Source organism: Alicyclobacillus sp. TC (assembly GCF_016804365.1).
In the GTDB taxonomy this organism is placed as follows: Bacteria; Bacillota; Bacilli; order Alicyclobacillales; family Alicyclobacillaceae; genus Alicyclobacillus_I; species Alicyclobacillus_I tolerans.
Genome location: NZ_CP044435.1, coordinates 38,591 through 56,036, shown reverse-complemented (window position 1 = coordinate 56,036; position 17,446 = coordinate 38,591). Strand labels below are relative to the sequence as shown.

Genomic DNA, 17,446 nt, shown 5'->3' with positions numbered 1-17,446 from the left:
ATGTCCAATCTAACGTATTTTTTGTTCTCATAATCGTCAAATAATCCTCATTTTTACGGAACAACTCTTCGTCTTACATTTTTAAACGTCTCCAAAATACTTTTGTAAAGCAGGTATCCAACTGCCTGCGATCGCTTGGACATACTGTAGCGTTTGACTGTTTTGAGCCACCGTATAGCCTTGCGCCAAAGCTTCTTCCTCTGCACCCCCACCCGCATTGTAGGCGGACAACGTTTCCTCCACATTCTCTCCAAACTGGTGATAGAGATCCGAGAGATAGAGACTCCCAAGCAAGATGTTCATGCTCGCATTGGACAAATCGGACATAGCTTGATTGCCAACCGGTACGCCGCTCACCACCAAACCAGCAGCGGTGGACGGTTCCACTTGCATGAGACCCATTGCTCCCGCCGAAGATGTCAAAATTCCTCCAGGTCCAAAGCCGTGTTCACGACCACCGGACTCTTGATAGATCACTCCTGCGATGAGAACAGCAGGTATCTGCAACGCATGAGCCACTTTCTCGATATACGAGCGATAACGAAGAATGTTTTGAATGACGTTTCCGCTCGGTGGGGCAATGGGACCGATGCCGCCGAGTCCAACTACACCGCTTGAATAATCCACGACATCCACCATCGCTTGGACATAGGGATCGGAAAGCGTATCATCTACCGCAGCCATGAGTGCGGCTAACAACTGACGATTGGTCTTGGACTTTTGGAGCACCTGTGTATGTCCGCCCAAATGGGCAGGAATATGTTGCAACAGCGACCATACCCTCGACCAACGATAGTTACGCTGGGTATTGGACCACTCTATCTCTCGTGTATACGTGCCACGATCCGTATTGCCGACCATTCTCGATACCCAGTGATAGTGATTGGTTAACGAACCATCCCACACGTTTGCGGATAGAAGCATGGTCACGGGTGTGATCGTTTCTGACTGGTGATGTTGGATATGGCCATTTTTCGAACGGGTCGTCCAATAGTGAATGGTGACATCATCATAGGTTTGCCAAACGAATTGAGACTGGAGATACGATGCATACCGATGGGCATCAGGAGGAGAGAGATTGTTCTCCACTTTCCCCACCGCCAACAACACCGCCGCAGGTAAACCCGCCTGTTCCTCCTGTACTTGTGCAATTTGCGCAGCGCTCAACCCTTGCTGCCAGGCATCGGCTACTTCCGTATCATGTGAAAAAAGTGCTTGTTCCTTCGCTTTGGTGGCACTATTGAGCTGGAGGTTGCCGTTTTTTCCAACCGTGCCGTCCCCTGTGGACTGATAGTCCCCGACCAGAAATCCCAGGAGAGAGATTCCTGCCAAAACCAATAGCCCGATTCCCAAGACATTCCCAAGACCCGCTGAAACAACCAATCTTTGGACTACCCACGGAAACAAGTCTTTCGGCTCTGTGGGTATCTCCAATACGGACAGAATTCCTTTCTTCTTCACGATGTGCGCCTCCGAAATCGCTCCGGGTGACGCACAACCCACTCGACAATACGCGCATCCAGAGTTACTCCTGACAGACGCTCCAACTCTTCCAACGTATCCGTCCATAACCAGGCTTCTTTGTAGGTGCGCTTGCTCTGCAAAGCATCCAGTACATCGGCCACTTTGACGATTCTCGCATGCAAAGGAATCGCTTCACCAACCAGGCCATCGGGATAACCGGAACCATCCATGTTCTCGTGATGACTGCGCGCAATCTGCTTGGCATACTGAAACAGTAAGGGTTCCGGCAGATGATGGATCAAGGAAAGAGACCACTCTTCGATGAGTTGTTCGCCCACAATCGTGTGTTGCTGCATGCAGATTCGTTCTTCAAAACTGAGCGGATCAGGTTTGAGGAGAAGCTCGCGAGGAATGGCCACTTTGCCTACATCATGAAGCAATGAGGCGAGATATAACCGCTCCGTCGTCTGTGTATCTAGTCCCATATACTGTGCCAGCTTTTTGGCGTTGTCGGCTACCCGATGAACATGCCCCGTAGCATCCAAACGATACTCCGCCATGTCCGCTAGATGGTGAAAAAACACCTCGTAAATCGCATGCACATCGGTTGAGTGCGATGACAAAAGTGTATTCACAAGCACATCCCTCCCACTTCTAAGTTAGCAGGAAAGATGTTTAATAGTTTGTCAACTTTTCCTCATTTTTTAGGGGATAAAAACAGAAAAACCACCCGCATCTCCATGCAAGTGGATTCAAAAAGAATCTACTGTTTCTATGCTACAATAGCTATAGAAGCTAGACTTCTCCAACGTATGTTTTTGAGACGGCCACCTGTTGTGAGGCCCGCAACGCATAAGATGGGTACATCTTTTGCAAGGGGGTGGCCGAATTTGAAGAGATTTCGGTTTTTGTTTCGGTGTTTAGGATTCACTATCGAATTGGAATTAGAAAAGTTCCGCAAAAAGCGAGAAAAGAATCTCAATCCCGACCAAAAACCGACAACCAATCCTTGATCTAAGCTTGCCAGAGCTTAGGGATTGGTTGTCATAATCACACTTTAAATTATTCTTTTCTGGCCTTTAACATGCGTTGCAGGCCCAAGATATCCTCATCTGTTCGCAGCAGATGGGGATATTCTTATATTCACCCATTCTTTTCTGTTTTATTATATCACTTTTTTCTTCAACTATATCATTTCCATGCAAATGGATTTCAGAATAGATTGGATTCGAAACGCTCATGCGCGTCTCGTTTTTATTCGCTTTTTTCCTCTGAAGCCGTTGTAGTCGTTACAGTGTGGTACAGAACATCTGACCCCAAACTTCTTCTAGCCATACCCGGTATCAAAAAAAGATCAACCAGGAGCCACAGATACAAAACGCCCAAAAAGAACCAACCCACTACAAAAACTGCCGTGGCCCAACCGATAACACCTAGAATCAACTGGACAATACCTGTGCCGATCCGCCCAAGATAAAACCGATGAATGCCCAAACTACCAAGAAAAAACCACAAAACATACGCTAGTACCATGTTTTTACCGACCACGACCGTTGTCGTTGTGGTGGTTTGTGTGTTTCCCATTGCCCCAACCCTCTTTCTGGTGATTTGTAGAAAATACAAGCAGGTATATTCTACAAATTTCTACATATTCCTCCCTAATTCGACTAATTTTGTATTAGATGTCCTCTAATCGTCCTTCCATGATGGATCGCCACATCCGCCGACGAATATGTCGAGTTCGATAGCGCCACTGGAAAAACCGATACCGACGATAGAGATACACCGCCCAAATCAAAAACGCGATTCTTGGCCAAGGCAGCGGCAACCAAAAGATATACACCGCCCATACCAGATAGTAGGAAACTTTCCACAATTCAATTTCCACAAACCTGTAATATCGGGAAGCTTTGAACCATCGAAATTTCCCGAACACTTGATCCCCCATCAAGATGAGCAATACGCTGGCAGGTGCAATCCCAAAAGCAATCATACCCGGCACATACCAGGGAATCACTCGATGAATCGTATGAAACACATGGGCTTCCCACGAAAAATCCGGAATGAGCAAATACAACCGCACCAACATATGCCAAAACGCCATACCCAATCACCCTCTCTTCCTTTTTCCGGGGATCACCTTAAAGCGACTGCGCTTGTCATGCGCCGCCATTTCGACCTCTTCTTCTGATGTTTCCAGCGAATGCGCTCGTACCCAAGCCGTTAATTCTTCTTGTTTGAGACGGGTTTGAAGTCGCCTTTTCTGTTCTACATACATTTCCCACTCAACACGTGTCATGCCACTGTTGTATGCTTTCGTTTCATAAGAGAAAAAAAGAAAAAAGCCTTCCATCAGAGGAACACCGAACACAATTCCGAGGTATATCAATAGCCATGGAAGAGCGAAAATATCAAACAACAGTTCCGTTCCTGGATAAGGAAGCGCAAACCACAACACATAATAAACAACCAAAGAGAAAAAACCTATTTTCATTCCAAAAACTTTCATATCATCCTTCATAGACCAATGTCGTCCTTCTAATTCCATATAAGTGTATCGATGTGGAAAAATACTCACCCAAAAGATATATCCTGTATAAAAAGCGAGAACAATCGGTCCCCACCACGGCAAAAACGCCCGCATGTGATGACACCACTGACTAAAATAGAACATCCATCCATGCAAATGGGCCACCCCCTACAGCTATCTTTGTTGTCTCTATCGTATCATCTGGATGAATCCCCCATGGCTGGCATCCACACTTTTTTCGCTTGTGGGCAAGATTAAGTTCGTGATACGCTATGTCCATCACCACCCACAAAATTGGCACCTAACCTCCGCCAGGTTCGGTGCCATCTGCCTTTTTTGTCCTCACCGTCGATAGGCTACTGCATTTCGTGCGTCATTCAAAAATGCGGGTGTTTTCGCTTTGTGTTCGGCCACCGGATCTTTATAAACCGGAAGATTGACCTTGCCTTGAAGTACCAATTCTTTCGCCTGTTTATCCTTTTGGGCCGGATGGTAGGCACTGTATGCCTGACGATACGCTTGTTGAGTTTCAAGCGAGTACCGAGATAAATGGGTCCAGTGTTTTCCCCCCTGCCAAAGTCGCTCAAACTGTTCCACTCGCCTTTGAGCCACCTCCGAAGACAATCCCGATCCTTGCAAAGCCTTGTGTAACTGCTCTCGCGCAGTATTGTATTTTTGCTCAGCTGCAGACGGTTGAAACTCATGGGTTTCTGGATCGTAGAGATGAGTCATCGCAGGAACTCGTTGCATGGCCTCATTTCTCTGTAAGGCATCCTGGAGATGCATACGCAAGGTATCCAGTTTTTCTTTCTTGTTTTCCGCTTGCAATAAGTGCCTTTGCACACCCGATGCCAGCCCTTTTGCACCGGGCAAGGCTTTCACTTTCTCATGATGCAATCCTTGCAAGATTTTGGGTGAAATCTTTCGGCTGACGTATCCTAAGGTTCCACCTTCATTTTCCCAGGCTTGTCTCTTGACAGCAGCCCACGTCCCAAAATGACTATTTTGAAGTCCTTGTCTCATGTCTTGATGCGTTCCTTTGAGCGCGCTGGCCGTACGTGATTGAAGGATTGGCGTCAACGGATGACGGTTTCCCGTCGCACCCGAACGTCCGCCACCACCACCTGTTCCCATCGAGCTTCCCGGCGAACCTCGACCTGCTGTTTCCATACCGGCACCACCCGCGCCAATTGCATCACCTGAAGCGCCTCCCATACTCTTCATCATGACGATATCATCAGCGGTGGCTCCTGCTTGTATCGCACCTGCATAAACTTCTCCTTTACTTCGAATCATATTTTCTGCTTTGTCTTTAAAAATGTGTCTATCGGCCATTTTCAAGCCCCTGCCTACGGTTTGTTTCGCAGCGAACTTGCTGGAGTGGATGGCTGCCTTGCCTGTCACATCCATCGTGGCAGCGGCTCCCCCTGCCATGGCCAAAGTTCCCCACGCCATGCCATGTCCCGAACCGAGCACAGACGTGCCAAACCCTTGCGCCACCACGTCAATCAGCTTTCTGACATACGTAGCCGACAAAAGGAGACCTATCGTACCCGAGAGGGCGACAAAAAGATCTGCAGCAGTCAAGGCTGCCCCACTTTTCGACGGTGACGCTACCGCAGAGGAAACCCCATACACCACGGCCTGGCCAAACGGTACCGCCATTTGGTAGATCCACTCCGTCCACCACATTTTCGTGATGCCACGAGTTTTATCGCTCGCGTAAAACGCCATCGCGAGCGGGAAAAAGATCATCCAGATATAGAGAAAGATGAGACGAAATTGATATACGATCCAAACGATGATCGAGAGTACCGATTGAATCAGGTTGACGATAGAATTGAGCAAGGCCTGGTTACCGCTCGTTTTGAGGCTGGTCCAATTTTCTATCGGATGGAGGTTGATGAAATAATCACTCAGATAGAAGAACATCTGTGTAATGAGGACGGCAAAGTGGCTGCCACCCACGATGAGCACCATGGCCACAAACAAACTCACCATCCCTTTTTTGAGACGATCCCGTTGTACGGCGCTCTCTTCAGCTCGTACGATCTGCATCACCAGTAAGTACACGGAAGCCAAAAAAAACGCCCATCCAAACGCTTCAAAGGCTGTGGCAAATCCACTCAACGTCGATACGGCATGCTGATCGATGAGATCCGAGAAGTTCCCCTCTCCCCAACTCGGATACTGATTCAAGTTTTCAAAAGGAAAGAACCCATGCAAAATCACATTCCCCATGGCGGTGTTGGTCAAGCCCCGCGTATTCGTAGCCGTGTTAACCAACAGTCCCACACCGTTCGCAACCAAGTTGATGACGTTCGCTAAAATCCCCGCAAACCAGTTCATACTGTCACCCACCTTTGTCGCTGACGCATCCGTTCGGCTTCGCTGACCACATACGTCGTGTTATAGAGTTCCATCTCCAGTTCCGATGGATTCACGATGTTGGAAAAACGTTCCTCTCCCACGATCCACAGCGCCTGACCTTTGCTGTAGAGCTTCAACATGTCAAACTCATGGTCCTCGATGCCCGTGATCTTCATCACCGCCTCACGGTCATTTTCAAGCTGTTTCAATAAAATTTTCATCGAGCTGTTTTGAATGATGGCTCGACCATGCGTATTTTCCGAAAACTTCAGGAAGTCCTGGCTGGCAGCCATCGCAGAACCCGAATACTTGCGAAATCTTCGATAGATATCTTCAATCGCCGCGGCTTGATACGGCGAATCGAGGAGTTTTTGCGCTTCATCAATCACCACTCGCTTGCGCCGTTCCGGATTTTTCTTCATAAATTTCTCAATCAACCATTCCAGAATCACCTGCATCCCAAGTTGCTTGGCCATCGACTTCTCACTCAATCCGGAAACATCAAAATGAATGATTCGCTCTTTTTCCAGTTCGCTCATCGAGACCGTACTGTAACAGTCAAACATGCCCTCTGTCCCGCCTTCTTTAAAGCGCCGAAGACGTAGTAGCAGGTCTTTTAAGCGCGAGTCGGTTTCTGCAACCTGTTCCAACTTGCGATAAAAGTCAGAAAACCGAGGTTGAGGGCGGTACTTATATCGCAACACCCGGTCCCCTTTGACATCCCTTTCAAACTCCGCTTCCTCTTCACGTAAGGAAGCTGGATCTTCGGTAAAACCAAAGTCCACCTCATACATCTTTTGTAAAAGTTCATTCACCACTGCCGAGGTATAAGCATCCAGAGGATCGTGCTCTCCGTATAGATGAGCCATGGTCAGAATGAGCCGTTCCATCTCCGATATTTTGCCCTTCACATCCACATACGTACGATAGGAACCATCGGGCATTTTTTCGGTTCCTTCTCCGATTTCAAACGGATTGAACCGATGTTCCGAGCGTTCGTGAATCCGATAGGATGTACCGCCTAAAGCCGCTGTTAGGGCACGGTACTCTCCATCGTAATCCAGGATCGCGTGCTGCACGCCAAAAACGGCCGAACGTGCGATGAGCGCTTTGGTCAAAAAGCTCTTGCCACCTCCTGAAGTGCCAATGACAAAGATGTTATGATTCACAAGATCTTTGTGCCAACAGTCCAACCGATTCAAATGACCGCTGGTCCAGTCTATCCCAATGGGCACGCCATATTCGTGACTGAAATGAGCATTACTAAAAGGAAACGCATTCGCCAAGGCCGATGAGGTCATCTCTATCGGATGCCGCAACACATTCAGCCCAATAGGAGCCACTGCTTTTAATCCCAAATCGTGTTCTTTGTAGGCTTCCCGGATGAGAAATCCATCAAAGCCTTTGCGTTCAATCCGTTCACATGCAGCTTCAAACTCATCCCGATCGGGTGAACTGACCGTAAAGATGATCGTCACATAAAACAAACGCTCCAACCCCAGACGCAATTCCTCGCGCTCTTTTTCAAGTAGACTGTACTGTTGTTGTAAAAAGGCAATCTGTTTGTTGGTCCCTGCTTTTTGCTCCGCGAGAATATCCGACTCGATTTTTACCATCATTTTCGTTCGCTTACTCATGGCCAGAGAGGAATCGGCCGGTTCGACGTGGAGCGCCACATGCACATCCGCCCCTACTTGAAAAAAGCTTCGCAGATACCCAAAGTCGAGTGTAGACGGCAGCGCTGTGACATAGTACGTTTTGGTGAAGCCGCTTGGGGAGACATACACTTCTGTGTCCTTGACTTCCAATCCATCTGCGACCGTCATCAGATCGCGAAGAACAGGCGCGTGTTCCCCAAGAACGCTGGGATCTTCCCAAAGAACGTTTCTTTTTTTCTTGTTTCTCCCACCAACAAAGGCCATGGACTCAACCTCTTTCTTCCTCTGGAATGTCATCGGTACCGGTGACTCGCGGCGCATGCATTCCTCGTTGTAAAGCGTCTCGATAGCGTTGAGTAATCGCCCTTTGGCGATGCCAAAAGTTCTGAATTGCTTCTACTACCTGATGAGGCCGCAACAGCTCGTACCGGATTCCCATATCCGACAGTCCCTCGACCATGATGCGTTCTTCATTGTGAAGCCGTTCCAACTGCACTTCTTCACTTTCTCCTCCTACTTTCGGCAAAACACTCATGACCAGGAGATTTTCACGATCGGTTCTCGGTTTTTGAGCTTCCTGTTCGAGATGCTCCAACAAATGTTCCGAAAAAGCCGAAAACGCCTCATTGTTCACATCCGTTATGGTTTCTTGCACAACCTCTTTGGCGTAGTGGAGGTAGTCGGTATAGTTGGCTCTGCGGGCTTGAACCGAAATTTGAAACGGATTCTCCATGCGTTGAAGCGTTTGTTTGAACGTTTCACGAAGTCGAAGAATATCTTGCATCGACAAAGCGAACAGATTGATGTCGCCTACGCGTAAAATCCGACGAAATTTCCCCTCTACCTCTAAGGTCCCATCTTCCCGAAAAGAATCCATTGGCAAAAAGTCTTGTAGCGCGCCCTGCACTTTCTTTCGAGATCGTGACGGTCGCTGTTTCTTTTGATCTCTCCAAACGAGCCAAACCATGACCAGGACCAGGCCCGCCCCAAGAATCAACCCCTTCATACCTTCCCCGCCTCCTCTCGATGCACACGGATACGGTAGGTTCGGTCATACAAAAAGAGTTTGGGACGTACATAAAATCGAATCGAAAGCCATAGTATTTCTGCCACAGAACGCCCATTTTTCGTGGTGGTTGCAAACCACAGTCCGATACCTGCCCCGATTCCAAGCGATAGAAACCGGGAAACACCCAAAAGCGGCGCAATGCCATAGGCTAACGCCATCACCGGAGTCGAGAACAGGACTCCGGTGAAAAAGTGTAGGAGATGTCGGGTGCGCAGGCCTGCCACAAGCGTTTCCCCTTCCGTCATAGGTACAGGTGAAACCACTTCAAGCATCCGATATCCCTTCTTTCTTACAAGTTGTGCTGCCCAAAGTTAAAGAGTGCGCCTGCAATAACGCCAGCTCCCCCAAGAAACACACCAGCAATGGCCACATACCAAAGATGCGTTTTGGCTTCTTCGCGTTTTTGAGCGTGGTGGGAACCCGCCATAAATCCAATGATCGCCTTATACAAGTGGAATAAGAAAAAGGCACCCGCCACAGCAGCAATAGCCGTTAGGCCCCAAGACACAAGACTGTTGATGATACCGGATACCGAACCTCCCTTCCCGGATAATGGATTGGTAATTTGAGACTGTGCGTCTGCCGTCATGGTGGAACCCGCCACGATCACACTTACCGCTGCTGTGGTAGCCCACCCTCTGAGCGATTTCAACATGTTGATCTCTCCTATCCATGCAAGTGATTGTTGATGGAAACCAATATGCCAGGCAAAAGGATCGAGGCTACGAAGCCCAAAATGGCATAGAGGACAATGTGAGCCCCCGTCCGTTTGATGCGACTGTTGTGTCCAATCGCACCCACCACAAAGACCAGTGCCCCGACCAGGACCGCAATTTCCGACAGATAGTAGATCCACGCAAACACGGTCTCGATGAGCGAACCAAAGCTGTGTGTGATCTGACTTAGAAAGGTAAAAGGATTGATGGGATGAAATCCTAACTGTCCCAGCGTGTTCGTGACATTGGGGATCTGTGGCGCAACATTATTCCCCACGTTCGCGCCTCCTTTAACGATCGTTTGCGAATTCCCTATCCTCCTTTCTGTTCTACACAAGCGTATCAGATATTTAGTTTTTAACACCTTCATCTTTTCGTCATTTTTAATTTTTGTTTTATGACCATTCGATTGATTTATCAAAGATAAAAATGAGAAAAAGTTGATGATAATTTCGTCATTTTTTCGTGATAACCTAAGAAAAAGGGGGAATTTACATGGAAGAGCAGATCACTTATATAGACCGAGTCAAACACGTGACATCTGAACACCGGACGGTGGATGAGGCGCTATCGTTTGCGCAAACGATTGAGGAGAAGGCGGAGCAAATCCGGATTCTAACGGCCAACGAACATACCGAAGTCACCGTGTACACCGAAGCGGCGATTTATCACTTTGATCAGTTTCGCGCCGACTATGTGGGACATGCCTCAAAAGCTCTACTGTCTCTCTTGGAGCATTTTGGCGTATACTTGCCGATGACCTATTTGACCGCTCATCAAAGTATGGATATTTACCTTCAAGGCAATAAGATCGTCACAGCCGCAGAGAAAGAGTATCCTATAGCTCGTCGAGGTGGTTTGTACGAGTTGGTCGAACCCGTCCAATGGATGATATCATCAGAAGTGTTGGACACGATATACCACCTCGCACAAACCTATGATCTTTCTCCGGTTGAACTCGTCGAGAGTGCTGTAGGTACACTCGTTCGATTAAATGAAATCAGCGCTCTACATCAAATAACATTGGATGAAATTTTTCTCGCTTTTTCGAAGATGGGGACTCCTTCTCCTGTCGAAGTGACATCGTAAGTTGTAAGAGTGTTTTTCGTTTGGCTGGTGTCATCATCAGCCAAACTCCCCTCCCCACTTTGAATTTCAACTCTTTTTGCATGCGATCTACAGTCGAATCACTGATGTTTAAATACATGGAACAACTGGTGCGACTGCACTTTTGGATATAGTACAAGTCTAACAATTGAGCTAGTTCATCTCGATCAATAAAAGCACGTATCATGGTAATAAACTCATCTAATTGTGTTTTGTATCTTCGCAACGCTGATTTTTTCGAAGTTCCTTTTTCTGAAAGTTTTAGTTCAATTTCTTCTTGTGCATGAACCAAGCTAGGATAACCCTTTAAAATATGATCTCCAATGTCAATCAGTTCTGAAGCTTCAAGTTCTTGACGTTCTGTTAATTCCAGGATAGGTAGGAGCCGTAGATTAGGGTCTTTTATACCGTGAATCGGCCTCCAACCTTCATCGGATTGATATTTCACCATGACCGCTATATTTTCTCTTTCAAAATCATGTCCCAATACATTCGTGATCTTTTTGAGATTTTCCATCATATCTTTGGCATAATCCCGACTTTGCAAATAGGTGGAATCTTCACCCGCAGCAATAAAATAATCTGATTTTTGAAACGCATTGCAAATTTTTTTGGCATTGAATACTTTACCCTCCATCGAATCATACCCCCAACATACTCGCTTGATTGTCCAATCTGAATCGTTGGATCAGCTGTATCTATCCCCTTTATCAGGAGCCTTTTTTTGTATGAATTCGGACTTAACCGTCCGGAAAAAGCTCGTAAAAAGCTGGATACCTAGGATCTTTGGGTTTCGGTGAATTGATGGATAGATGAACATCATTGGAACGATAGCTTGTCCTGGAACGTTGATGAGTGGTTGCCTGGTCTCCGTTGTTGGCCTTGGTTTCAAAGGAAATCAGTGTCGGTTCAGAACGCTTGGCCAGTTCTAATTCCCACTGACTTTCGATGACAGCCAGGCAGTATGCTGCTGGTGCTCTCAGTTTCTTTCCAGGATGATACAGTTCAAACTGTTTGAAAGCATGATCCATGCCCTCCAGTATAAATGTTTTGGGGACACCACTCGCAAGAAGACTCACCAGTTTTCTGTAGTCTTCTTCCCGGACAACGAAAGGCCGACCGAGATAGATCATGATTTTTTGTTCAAAAGCTTGGCAGGCAGGTTCGACGACCTGTGAGTGAAAGTCTGTGTGATTGGGTTCCTTCGGGTTAGGGATTTCTTCCCAAATAGGTTCCAGAGCAGCTTGTCCAATCATCGTATAGATAGGTTCCTGGTTCATTTCTAAAGATGCGATTGTTTCTGGATTTTCGTTCTTATCCCAATCGTAATCTTTCATAGTGTTGCTAGGTGACGAAGAAGATGAAGTGGGCATGTCAGAAAAAAGAGTTGATGTCGAAAAATCTTTTTCTTCAGCTTCTTGATTTTCCACGGTTATGTCTATATAAATCGCGCGCGCATGCGCGTTATTATTATTCTTATTATTTATAGATCTATTCAAAGATCTATTCAGTGGTACCTCAGGTCCGGTACCTACTGGTATTTCAAGTTCCACTGGATGATTCGGACCCACTGGAACCTGAGGTTCCAGTGGTACTTCAGGTACCACTGGCTTTTGATATTCAACTTCCCAGTCGTCAACGGGATTAGGTAGGGGATGTTCCCCGACTAGTTTTAAAGCAGAATCAATCAAGGGTTTGAAATTGTAAACCATGGTTCCCAGTTGTTTATTGGTTTTGTTTCGCCGTCTACCAATCATGAGCAAATTTTTGGATTCCAAGCTGTCAATCCATTTTCGAACTTGCCTTGTACTGCATTGCAAATGGTCGGCTATCTTTTCGTGGCTGGGGTATGGATCTTGATAGTCATGCTTATACGTTAAAATGCAGCACAACAAACCAAACTCACCGTGTTCGATACCGAGTTTTCGATAATTACGAACAATGATATTAGGTATGCCAAGGAATCCTTCGTCTAAAAGTCGAGTCCCCCAAATGATTTCTAACGGAGATTTTTCGATGGAAGTGTTTGTAGAGTTCAAGCGATCCACCCCACTTTCCGGGCAGAACCTTTACGTAGAGAAAGTATGGTGTTTATGTAAGGGGTGCATAAATTCAAAATCTTCAAAACAAAAACCTCCCTAGTGTTAGCTGTGAAAAAGAAAAAAATACCAGGGAAGTTATCTACCCAAAGACCTTGTATGACTAACATTTTTTGAGTATAATGTAGTCACCGTTTGGTATTTTTGATGGATGGTTGTCTTGGGTAGATAACTTCTTATTTTTTGGAATCGGTTATATTGAACAATGGGACTTGTTCAATATAACCGATTTTCCTTAGGTGGGCTTTTTGATCGAGACATATGAGTTCACTCCTTTTCTTTAGGAATTAGGAATAACGAATATAGCAAAAAAACGGCTACCTGGGTGTCTTGAAACCAAGGAGCCGTCAATTTTTCAAAATCATCATCAGTATGTAAAAGGTTTTCGTATACCTTACATCGAATCTGATGGTGATCTTGGAGTTGGGCACTCCTTGATCGGTGACGATAGGTTTAGGGTTGAAACCTATTCATCACACTCAGGTCGAGCTTATCAGCCTTCAGGGGCTGTGAGCTTTTTTAGTTGTCCTCTACTTTATTTTGGTAGAGGACGGCTGACCTGAGTTTACCAGATTCGAACAAAAAAGTGAATCATACTTGTCGAAAACGAGAGAATAGCGTCGATTTCAACCAATTCACTTTATGATTCATAAGCTATCATAAATAATAACGAATAGATCGTCACAAAATCCTCATGTTTGTGGTGTGTTTGACAATTGTTGTTCCTCAATAATTTTTCTTGCTTCTACACACTCGATTTTATAGGCAACGACACCGATTGACCCTTCCTCAACCATAAAATGAGGTTCGAGTAACAACTCTCCTTGAATGACAATTCGACTCCCCTTTAGTTTGATTTGTGCTTGTTTATACTCTTTAGCCATTTGCTCCCATTGTTTGTGGTTAACAAGGACTGTCCATTTGACTGTTTGGGAAGGCAATGGTAAACCCTTTGGAGCGTTGGGAGAGCCTTTAGTTTCAAACCCTAAGGAGTGCATGACAGTTTTATGACGCTCACCAGGTTTTTTGATTGAATAACTATGTGGATAATTACAAAAACTTCTTACGATATCAGATATTGTGATCTTCCCACTCATATTTCTCAATCCTTTGAAATTATTTTTAAAATACCAATTTAATTTCCTTCCATTAATTTGTAAAATGCTTCATACCTAGGATCTCTTTTTTCTTTTTTGTTTACTTTAACTATCCCATTTCGAAGTAAAGACCCGATAAATCCTGCTGGATTTCTTACACTATCTTGAGTTGCAAGATCAGCAGCATATAGTACATCATCTGAATTTGCGATTTGTAGCCACGCTTTAATCGTTTTTAATTGAGCATTGATTCCCTTTTCTTGCAATATATTTTGTAATTCTTTACACACATTTATTTGTTCGTCATAATTTGTTGTTTCAGAAGTTAAGGTAACCGCAATTTCGTTATTCCATGTAGTGTGTGTTGTTCTATATGTTTTCTTTAATGAGTTTTGTTTATTGTGTATTGTTTGTGTTCGCTTGACGGACGGGGCCCGTTCATCCTGCGGATGGGGGAGTTCGCTTGGTGAACGGGGGTAGTTCGCTTGACGGACGGGGGTAGTTCGTCAGACGGACGGGGGTGATTATCTCCTAGTATGGTAACATCATCTGGATGAGTGATAGTGTATAAGTTGGAATCTCTAGCTCCATTTTCTTTGTATTGTTCTTGACGTATGAGTAGGCCGATAGTTTCAAGTTCTTTAAGCGCTTCAGCAACCTTTGTTCTACCCCACCCAATTGCTTCTCCTATTGTTTTATAGCTTGGAAAACTTTGACCTTCTCTGTCGGCGCATCTACAGAGAAATATATAAACAGCTTTTGCGCATGCGCTGATCGGCATTTCATAAATTCCATTTGGCGTTTGAAAAAAGTTACTAGTCCAGCCTTTTCTAACGCGATCTTGTTCGGCCATTTATGTTCCTCCTTTAGGAGGACGAAAAAACGCTTTCTAGCCTAAAAATATAGAAAGCGTCCCAGTTTCTCTCAGTTTGTAAATTTAGAGAAAGCATTGCATATGCCCTATAATTTGATATAATAAGCACATACAATTTAACAGCTGGGACAAGAAACTCCGTAGGCGGCCAAACCTTTAACGGGGTTTCTTTCTTTTTCCGTCCACTATTTTCTTGTCTCTTAATCTACCACAAAAAATTGATAACGTACATTACAACATTCGACAACTTAATTTTTTTGTTTATCGAAGAGGAATGCCAACGTATAAGAGTAGAACTCACTTCCATTAGGAATAGAAAATGGTCATTTTTCTTCGAGTTGATTTAACCCTGCTTCCAACAACTCATTGATAAACTTAGTTTTAAATCCTCTTGAGTAACGTTTAGAAATTTTTTCGAGTCGTGAAATCAGATCTTTTCTAATGACAAATGTGTGCTTAGCGTATAATTCGTCATAACTTTTTTTTGCTTTTTTTTCTTGCTCATATTGTTTGATAACGCTTGCAATATTAAAGTTTTTATCATCTCTATATACATCCACGTCTTTAGTTTTTGTTAATGTATTTTCATAAACATCAATAGTATCTGTTTCTTCATTACTTAATGCATTTAGATTTTCCTTATTAGTTTTAGATGTACTTAATTTATTGTCTATTTTAGTATTGTTTTTTGGTGTACTTACACTGTATACCAAATCAGTTTGTAAGTTTGTAATTTCCGATCCCATAAGTTCATTTAAAACTTCTTTTTTGTGTGATGGCGTTTCTGTTCGGGAAGGCATTAAACTTTCAAATCTTTTTTTCCTATCATTCGGTGACACGATTTAACAGCTCCTTTACAAATTCCTCATACATGGCCAACGCTTCACGATCAGCACGACTTTTTGTCTGTATACCTTCTATACTAAATTCGATAATTCTAGATTTTCGTCGAATTACAGTATTGAATACGAAATCTTCATATTCCTCTTTAACTCGTTCCATTATGTAATTGCCAATAGATGTTCTTGCGTCAAGTAGGGAAGTGAGAATACCTGCAATTCGCAATCTTGGGTTAATCTTTTGTTGAGCAGCTTCTACTAATTCTAAATACCTGTCTAATGCGTCGTACGCAAATGGTTCTGATTGCATAATTACTACACAATAATCACTTGCGCAGACTCCGTTTAAAGTTAACCCTCCAAGATTGGGAGGTAAATCGACAAATATAAAATCATATTGGTCTCGAATTATATTTAGAGTTCGTAGAAGAACCGTCATTTGTTGATTTACCGGAACCTCTGTATATATCCACTTATCAAATTGTGATAAAAAATCCTCGGCAGGAAGTAGGTGGAGATTGTCGGATATTTGATATATGTATGGCCTAGGATCTCCATCTTTACAGGCTTCTAGTATAGTTTTATGTACAAAATCGTAAGGACTACGCCTTGTAAGAAATTGTGTTAAATTGCCCTGACTGTCGAAATCTACTCCCAGTACATGAAATCCTTTTTGAGCCAATAAGTATGAAGTAATCCCTGTTGTTGTGCTTTTACCTACACCTCCTTTTTGGAGTCCGATGCTGATAATTTTACCCACAAAAACACCTCCGTATTCAATTTGATTATAATATAAGAACATTATACAGGTTTGTTTTAATAGTGTGAGTAATATTTTTATATAGACAGTGTACTAACACTAAAAAAGTGTACCAGATAAGTGTGTCATAAGTGTGGGTTAAACTCTGATATTATCAAATGCGCCGTAAAACCCCTTGCTTTAGCTATGGTGATATAAGGCACTCGCCGTGAGGCGAAAGTCTTTTGTTCTGTGCGCCCGGCATGGGCGCTGTCTATACGGTGAAAGTCCGGAATGGTGAAGGTAGCAGTAGCCATTAGCTTAAGCCAAGGGTGTCCTCCGTAAGGTGGAATCTGAAGGAAGACGGCGGCAAACCTTCGGCCCGAGGGTCACGAACTCCAATTGAGGCTAGCAACAGTTGGGTGAGTCTGCAGAACAAGACAAAACCCTTGCTACCGAAGGCTGTTGAAAGTAAATGGAGCGGGTACACTCATCAATCGGCTATCTAACGCTGGTTGAATACGAAAGAAGATATTTCCAAGTATCGAGGGCCAAGGCAAGCTGAGTGGGACAAAAGTAATCATATCAGAATATGAAAACTTGGAATTTCTCCGTTCCCGAGTGTTCACTATATTGACTTAATAGTGAGCCTTTGCCCCAAATTGCCTTATATGCCAGAGGGAGGAGGAACGGTCAAGGTGGACCGAATGGTCCAGCAACAGCTGTCCTTGACAGTCCGACGACTGATGGCAACTTATGACTGATAGGCAAAGGCTGAAGAAGACTGCGAAAAAGCTTAATATCGGGAGAGTTTGTCCAATCTACGGGTGTTAATGCGCTTCCTTTCAATGTGGATGGCCGTTGAAACAAAAATGCCGTTCGCG

The 17,446-nt window shown here is 44.6% G+C and carries 19 protein-coding genes; 1 reads left to right on the top strand and 18 read right to left on the bottom strand.

Features of this window, described 5'->3' with window-relative positions; all coding sequences use genetic code 11:
- Nucleotides 1-81: 81 nt before the first annotated feature.
- From FY534_RS14115 to FY534_RS14065, 11 genes are all read right to left on the bottom strand, one after another.
- Complete coding sequence (locus FY534_RS14115; protein ID WP_238413789.1) at nt 82-1,461, bottom strand: lytic transglycosylase domain-containing protein; 1,380 nt, start codon at nt 1,459-1,461, stop codon at nt 82-84.
- On the bottom strand, nt 1,458-2,099 hold the full coding sequence (locus tag FY534_RS14110) for an HD-GYP domain-containing protein (protein ID WP_203115865.1): 642 nt from the start codon (nt 2,097-2,099) through the stop codon (nt 1,458-1,460). The genes FY534_RS14115 and FY534_RS14110 overlap by 4 nt, the downstream gene beginning before the upstream one ends.
- A gap of 619 nt (nt 2,100-2,718) precedes the next feature.
- Nucleotides 2,719-3,048: a TM2 domain-containing protein gene (locus FY534_RS14105; RefSeq protein ID WP_203115864.1), complete on the bottom strand. Its 330-nt coding sequence runs from the start codon at nt 3,046-3,048 to the stop codon at nt 2,719-2,721.
- Nucleotides 3,049-3,142: 94 nt separating this feature from the next.
- On the bottom strand, nt 3,143-3,568 hold the full coding sequence (locus FY534_RS14100; RefSeq protein ID WP_238413788.1) for a hypothetical protein: 426 nt from the start codon (nt 3,566-3,568) through the stop codon (nt 3,143-3,145).
- 6 nt (nt 3,569-3,574) lie between these two features.
- Complete coding sequence (locus tag FY534_RS14095; RefSeq protein WP_203115862.1) at nt 3,575-4,150, bottom strand: hypothetical protein; 576 nt, start codon at nt 4,148-4,150, stop codon at nt 3,575-3,577.
- A gap of 186 nt (nt 4,151-4,336) precedes the next feature.
- Entirely contained in the window at nt 4,337-6,343 is a 2,007-nt protein-coding gene (locus FY534_RS14090; RefSeq protein WP_203115861.1) for a hypothetical protein, read from the bottom strand.
- Nucleotides 6,340-8,286: a VirB4 family type IV secretion system protein gene (locus FY534_RS14085; protein WP_238413787.1), complete on the bottom strand. Its 1,947-nt coding sequence runs from the start codon at nt 8,284-8,286 to the stop codon at nt 6,340-6,342. The genes FY534_RS14090 and FY534_RS14085 overlap by 4 nt, the downstream gene beginning before the upstream one ends.
- A 4-nt stretch (nt 8,287-8,290) precedes the next feature.
- Nucleotides 8,291-9,028: a hypothetical protein gene (locus tag FY534_RS14080; RefSeq protein ID WP_203115859.1), complete on the bottom strand. Its 738-nt coding sequence runs from the start codon at nt 9,026-9,028 to the stop codon at nt 8,291-8,293.
- Nucleotides 9,025-9,363 carry a hypothetical protein gene (locus FY534_RS14075; protein ID WP_203115858.1) on the bottom strand — a complete coding sequence of 113 codons (339 nt, stop codon included), beginning with the start codon at nt 9,361-9,363 and terminating at the stop codon, nt 9,025-9,027. Before FY534_RS14075 ends, FY534_RS14080 begins: the two co-directional genes overlap by 4 nt.
- A 17-nt stretch (nt 9,364-9,380) precedes the next feature.
- Entirely contained in the window at nt 9,381-9,746 is a 366-nt protein-coding gene (locus FY534_RS14070; protein WP_203115857.1) for a hypothetical protein, read from the bottom strand.
- 11 nt (nt 9,747-9,757) lie between these two features.
- A complete protein-coding gene (locus FY534_RS14065; protein WP_238413786.1) occupies nt 9,758-10,084 on the bottom strand; it encodes a hypothetical protein in 327 nt (108 codons plus the stop codon).
- A 218-nt stretch (nt 10,085-10,302) separates the two neighbouring features.
- Here FY534_RS14065 and FY534_RS14060 point away from each other — a divergent pair, with 218 nt between their 5' ends.
- Nucleotides 10,303-10,896, top strand: coding sequence for a hypothetical protein (locus tag FY534_RS14060; protein ID WP_203115856.1), 594 nt, complete (start codon nt 10,303-10,305; stop codon nt 10,894-10,896).
- Here the strand turns inward: FY534_RS14060 and FY534_RS14055 are convergent.
- The 7 genes from FY534_RS14055 to FY534_RS14030 form a co-directional block, all read right to left on the bottom strand.
- Nucleotides 10,808-11,551, bottom strand: coding sequence for a hypothetical protein (locus tag FY534_RS14055; RefSeq protein ID WP_203115855.1), 744 nt, complete (start codon nt 11,549-11,551; stop codon nt 10,808-10,810). The two genes, FY534_RS14060 and FY534_RS14055, sit on opposite strands and share 89 nt — an antisense overlap.
- Nucleotides 11,552-11,654: 103 nt before the next feature.
- Complete coding sequence (locus tag FY534_RS14050) at nt 11,655-12,953, bottom strand: helix-turn-helix domain-containing protein (RefSeq protein WP_203115854.1); 1,299 nt, start codon at nt 12,951-12,953, stop codon at nt 11,655-11,657.
- Between the two features lie 752 nt (nt 12,954-13,705).
- Nucleotides 13,706-14,110, bottom strand: a complete 405-nt coding sequence (locus FY534_RS14045; protein WP_203115853.1) for a hypothetical protein — start codon at nt 14,108-14,110, stop codon at nt 13,706-13,708.
- A gap of 38 nt (nt 14,111-14,148) precedes the next feature.
- On the bottom strand, nt 14,149-14,400 hold the full coding sequence (locus FY534_RS14770; RefSeq protein WP_238413785.1) for a hypothetical protein: 252 nt from the start codon (nt 14,398-14,400) through the stop codon (nt 14,149-14,151).
- A gap of 92 nt (nt 14,401-14,492) precedes the next feature.
- A complete protein-coding gene (locus tag FY534_RS14765; protein WP_238413784.1) occupies nt 14,493-14,963 on the bottom strand; it encodes a helix-turn-helix domain-containing protein in 471 nt (156 codons plus the stop codon).
- A 344-nt stretch (nt 14,964-15,307) separates the two neighbouring features.
- Nucleotides 15,308-15,823: a hypothetical protein gene (locus FY534_RS14035; RefSeq protein ID WP_203115852.1), complete on the bottom strand. Its 516-nt coding sequence runs from the start codon at nt 15,821-15,823 to the stop codon at nt 15,308-15,310.
- On the bottom strand, nt 15,810-16,583 hold the full coding sequence (locus tag FY534_RS14030; protein ID WP_203115851.1) for a ParA family protein: 774 nt from the start codon (nt 16,581-16,583) through the stop codon (nt 15,810-15,812). Before FY534_RS14030 ends, FY534_RS14035 begins: the two co-directional genes overlap by 14 nt.
- Nucleotides 16,584-17,446 lie beyond the last annotated feature (863 nt).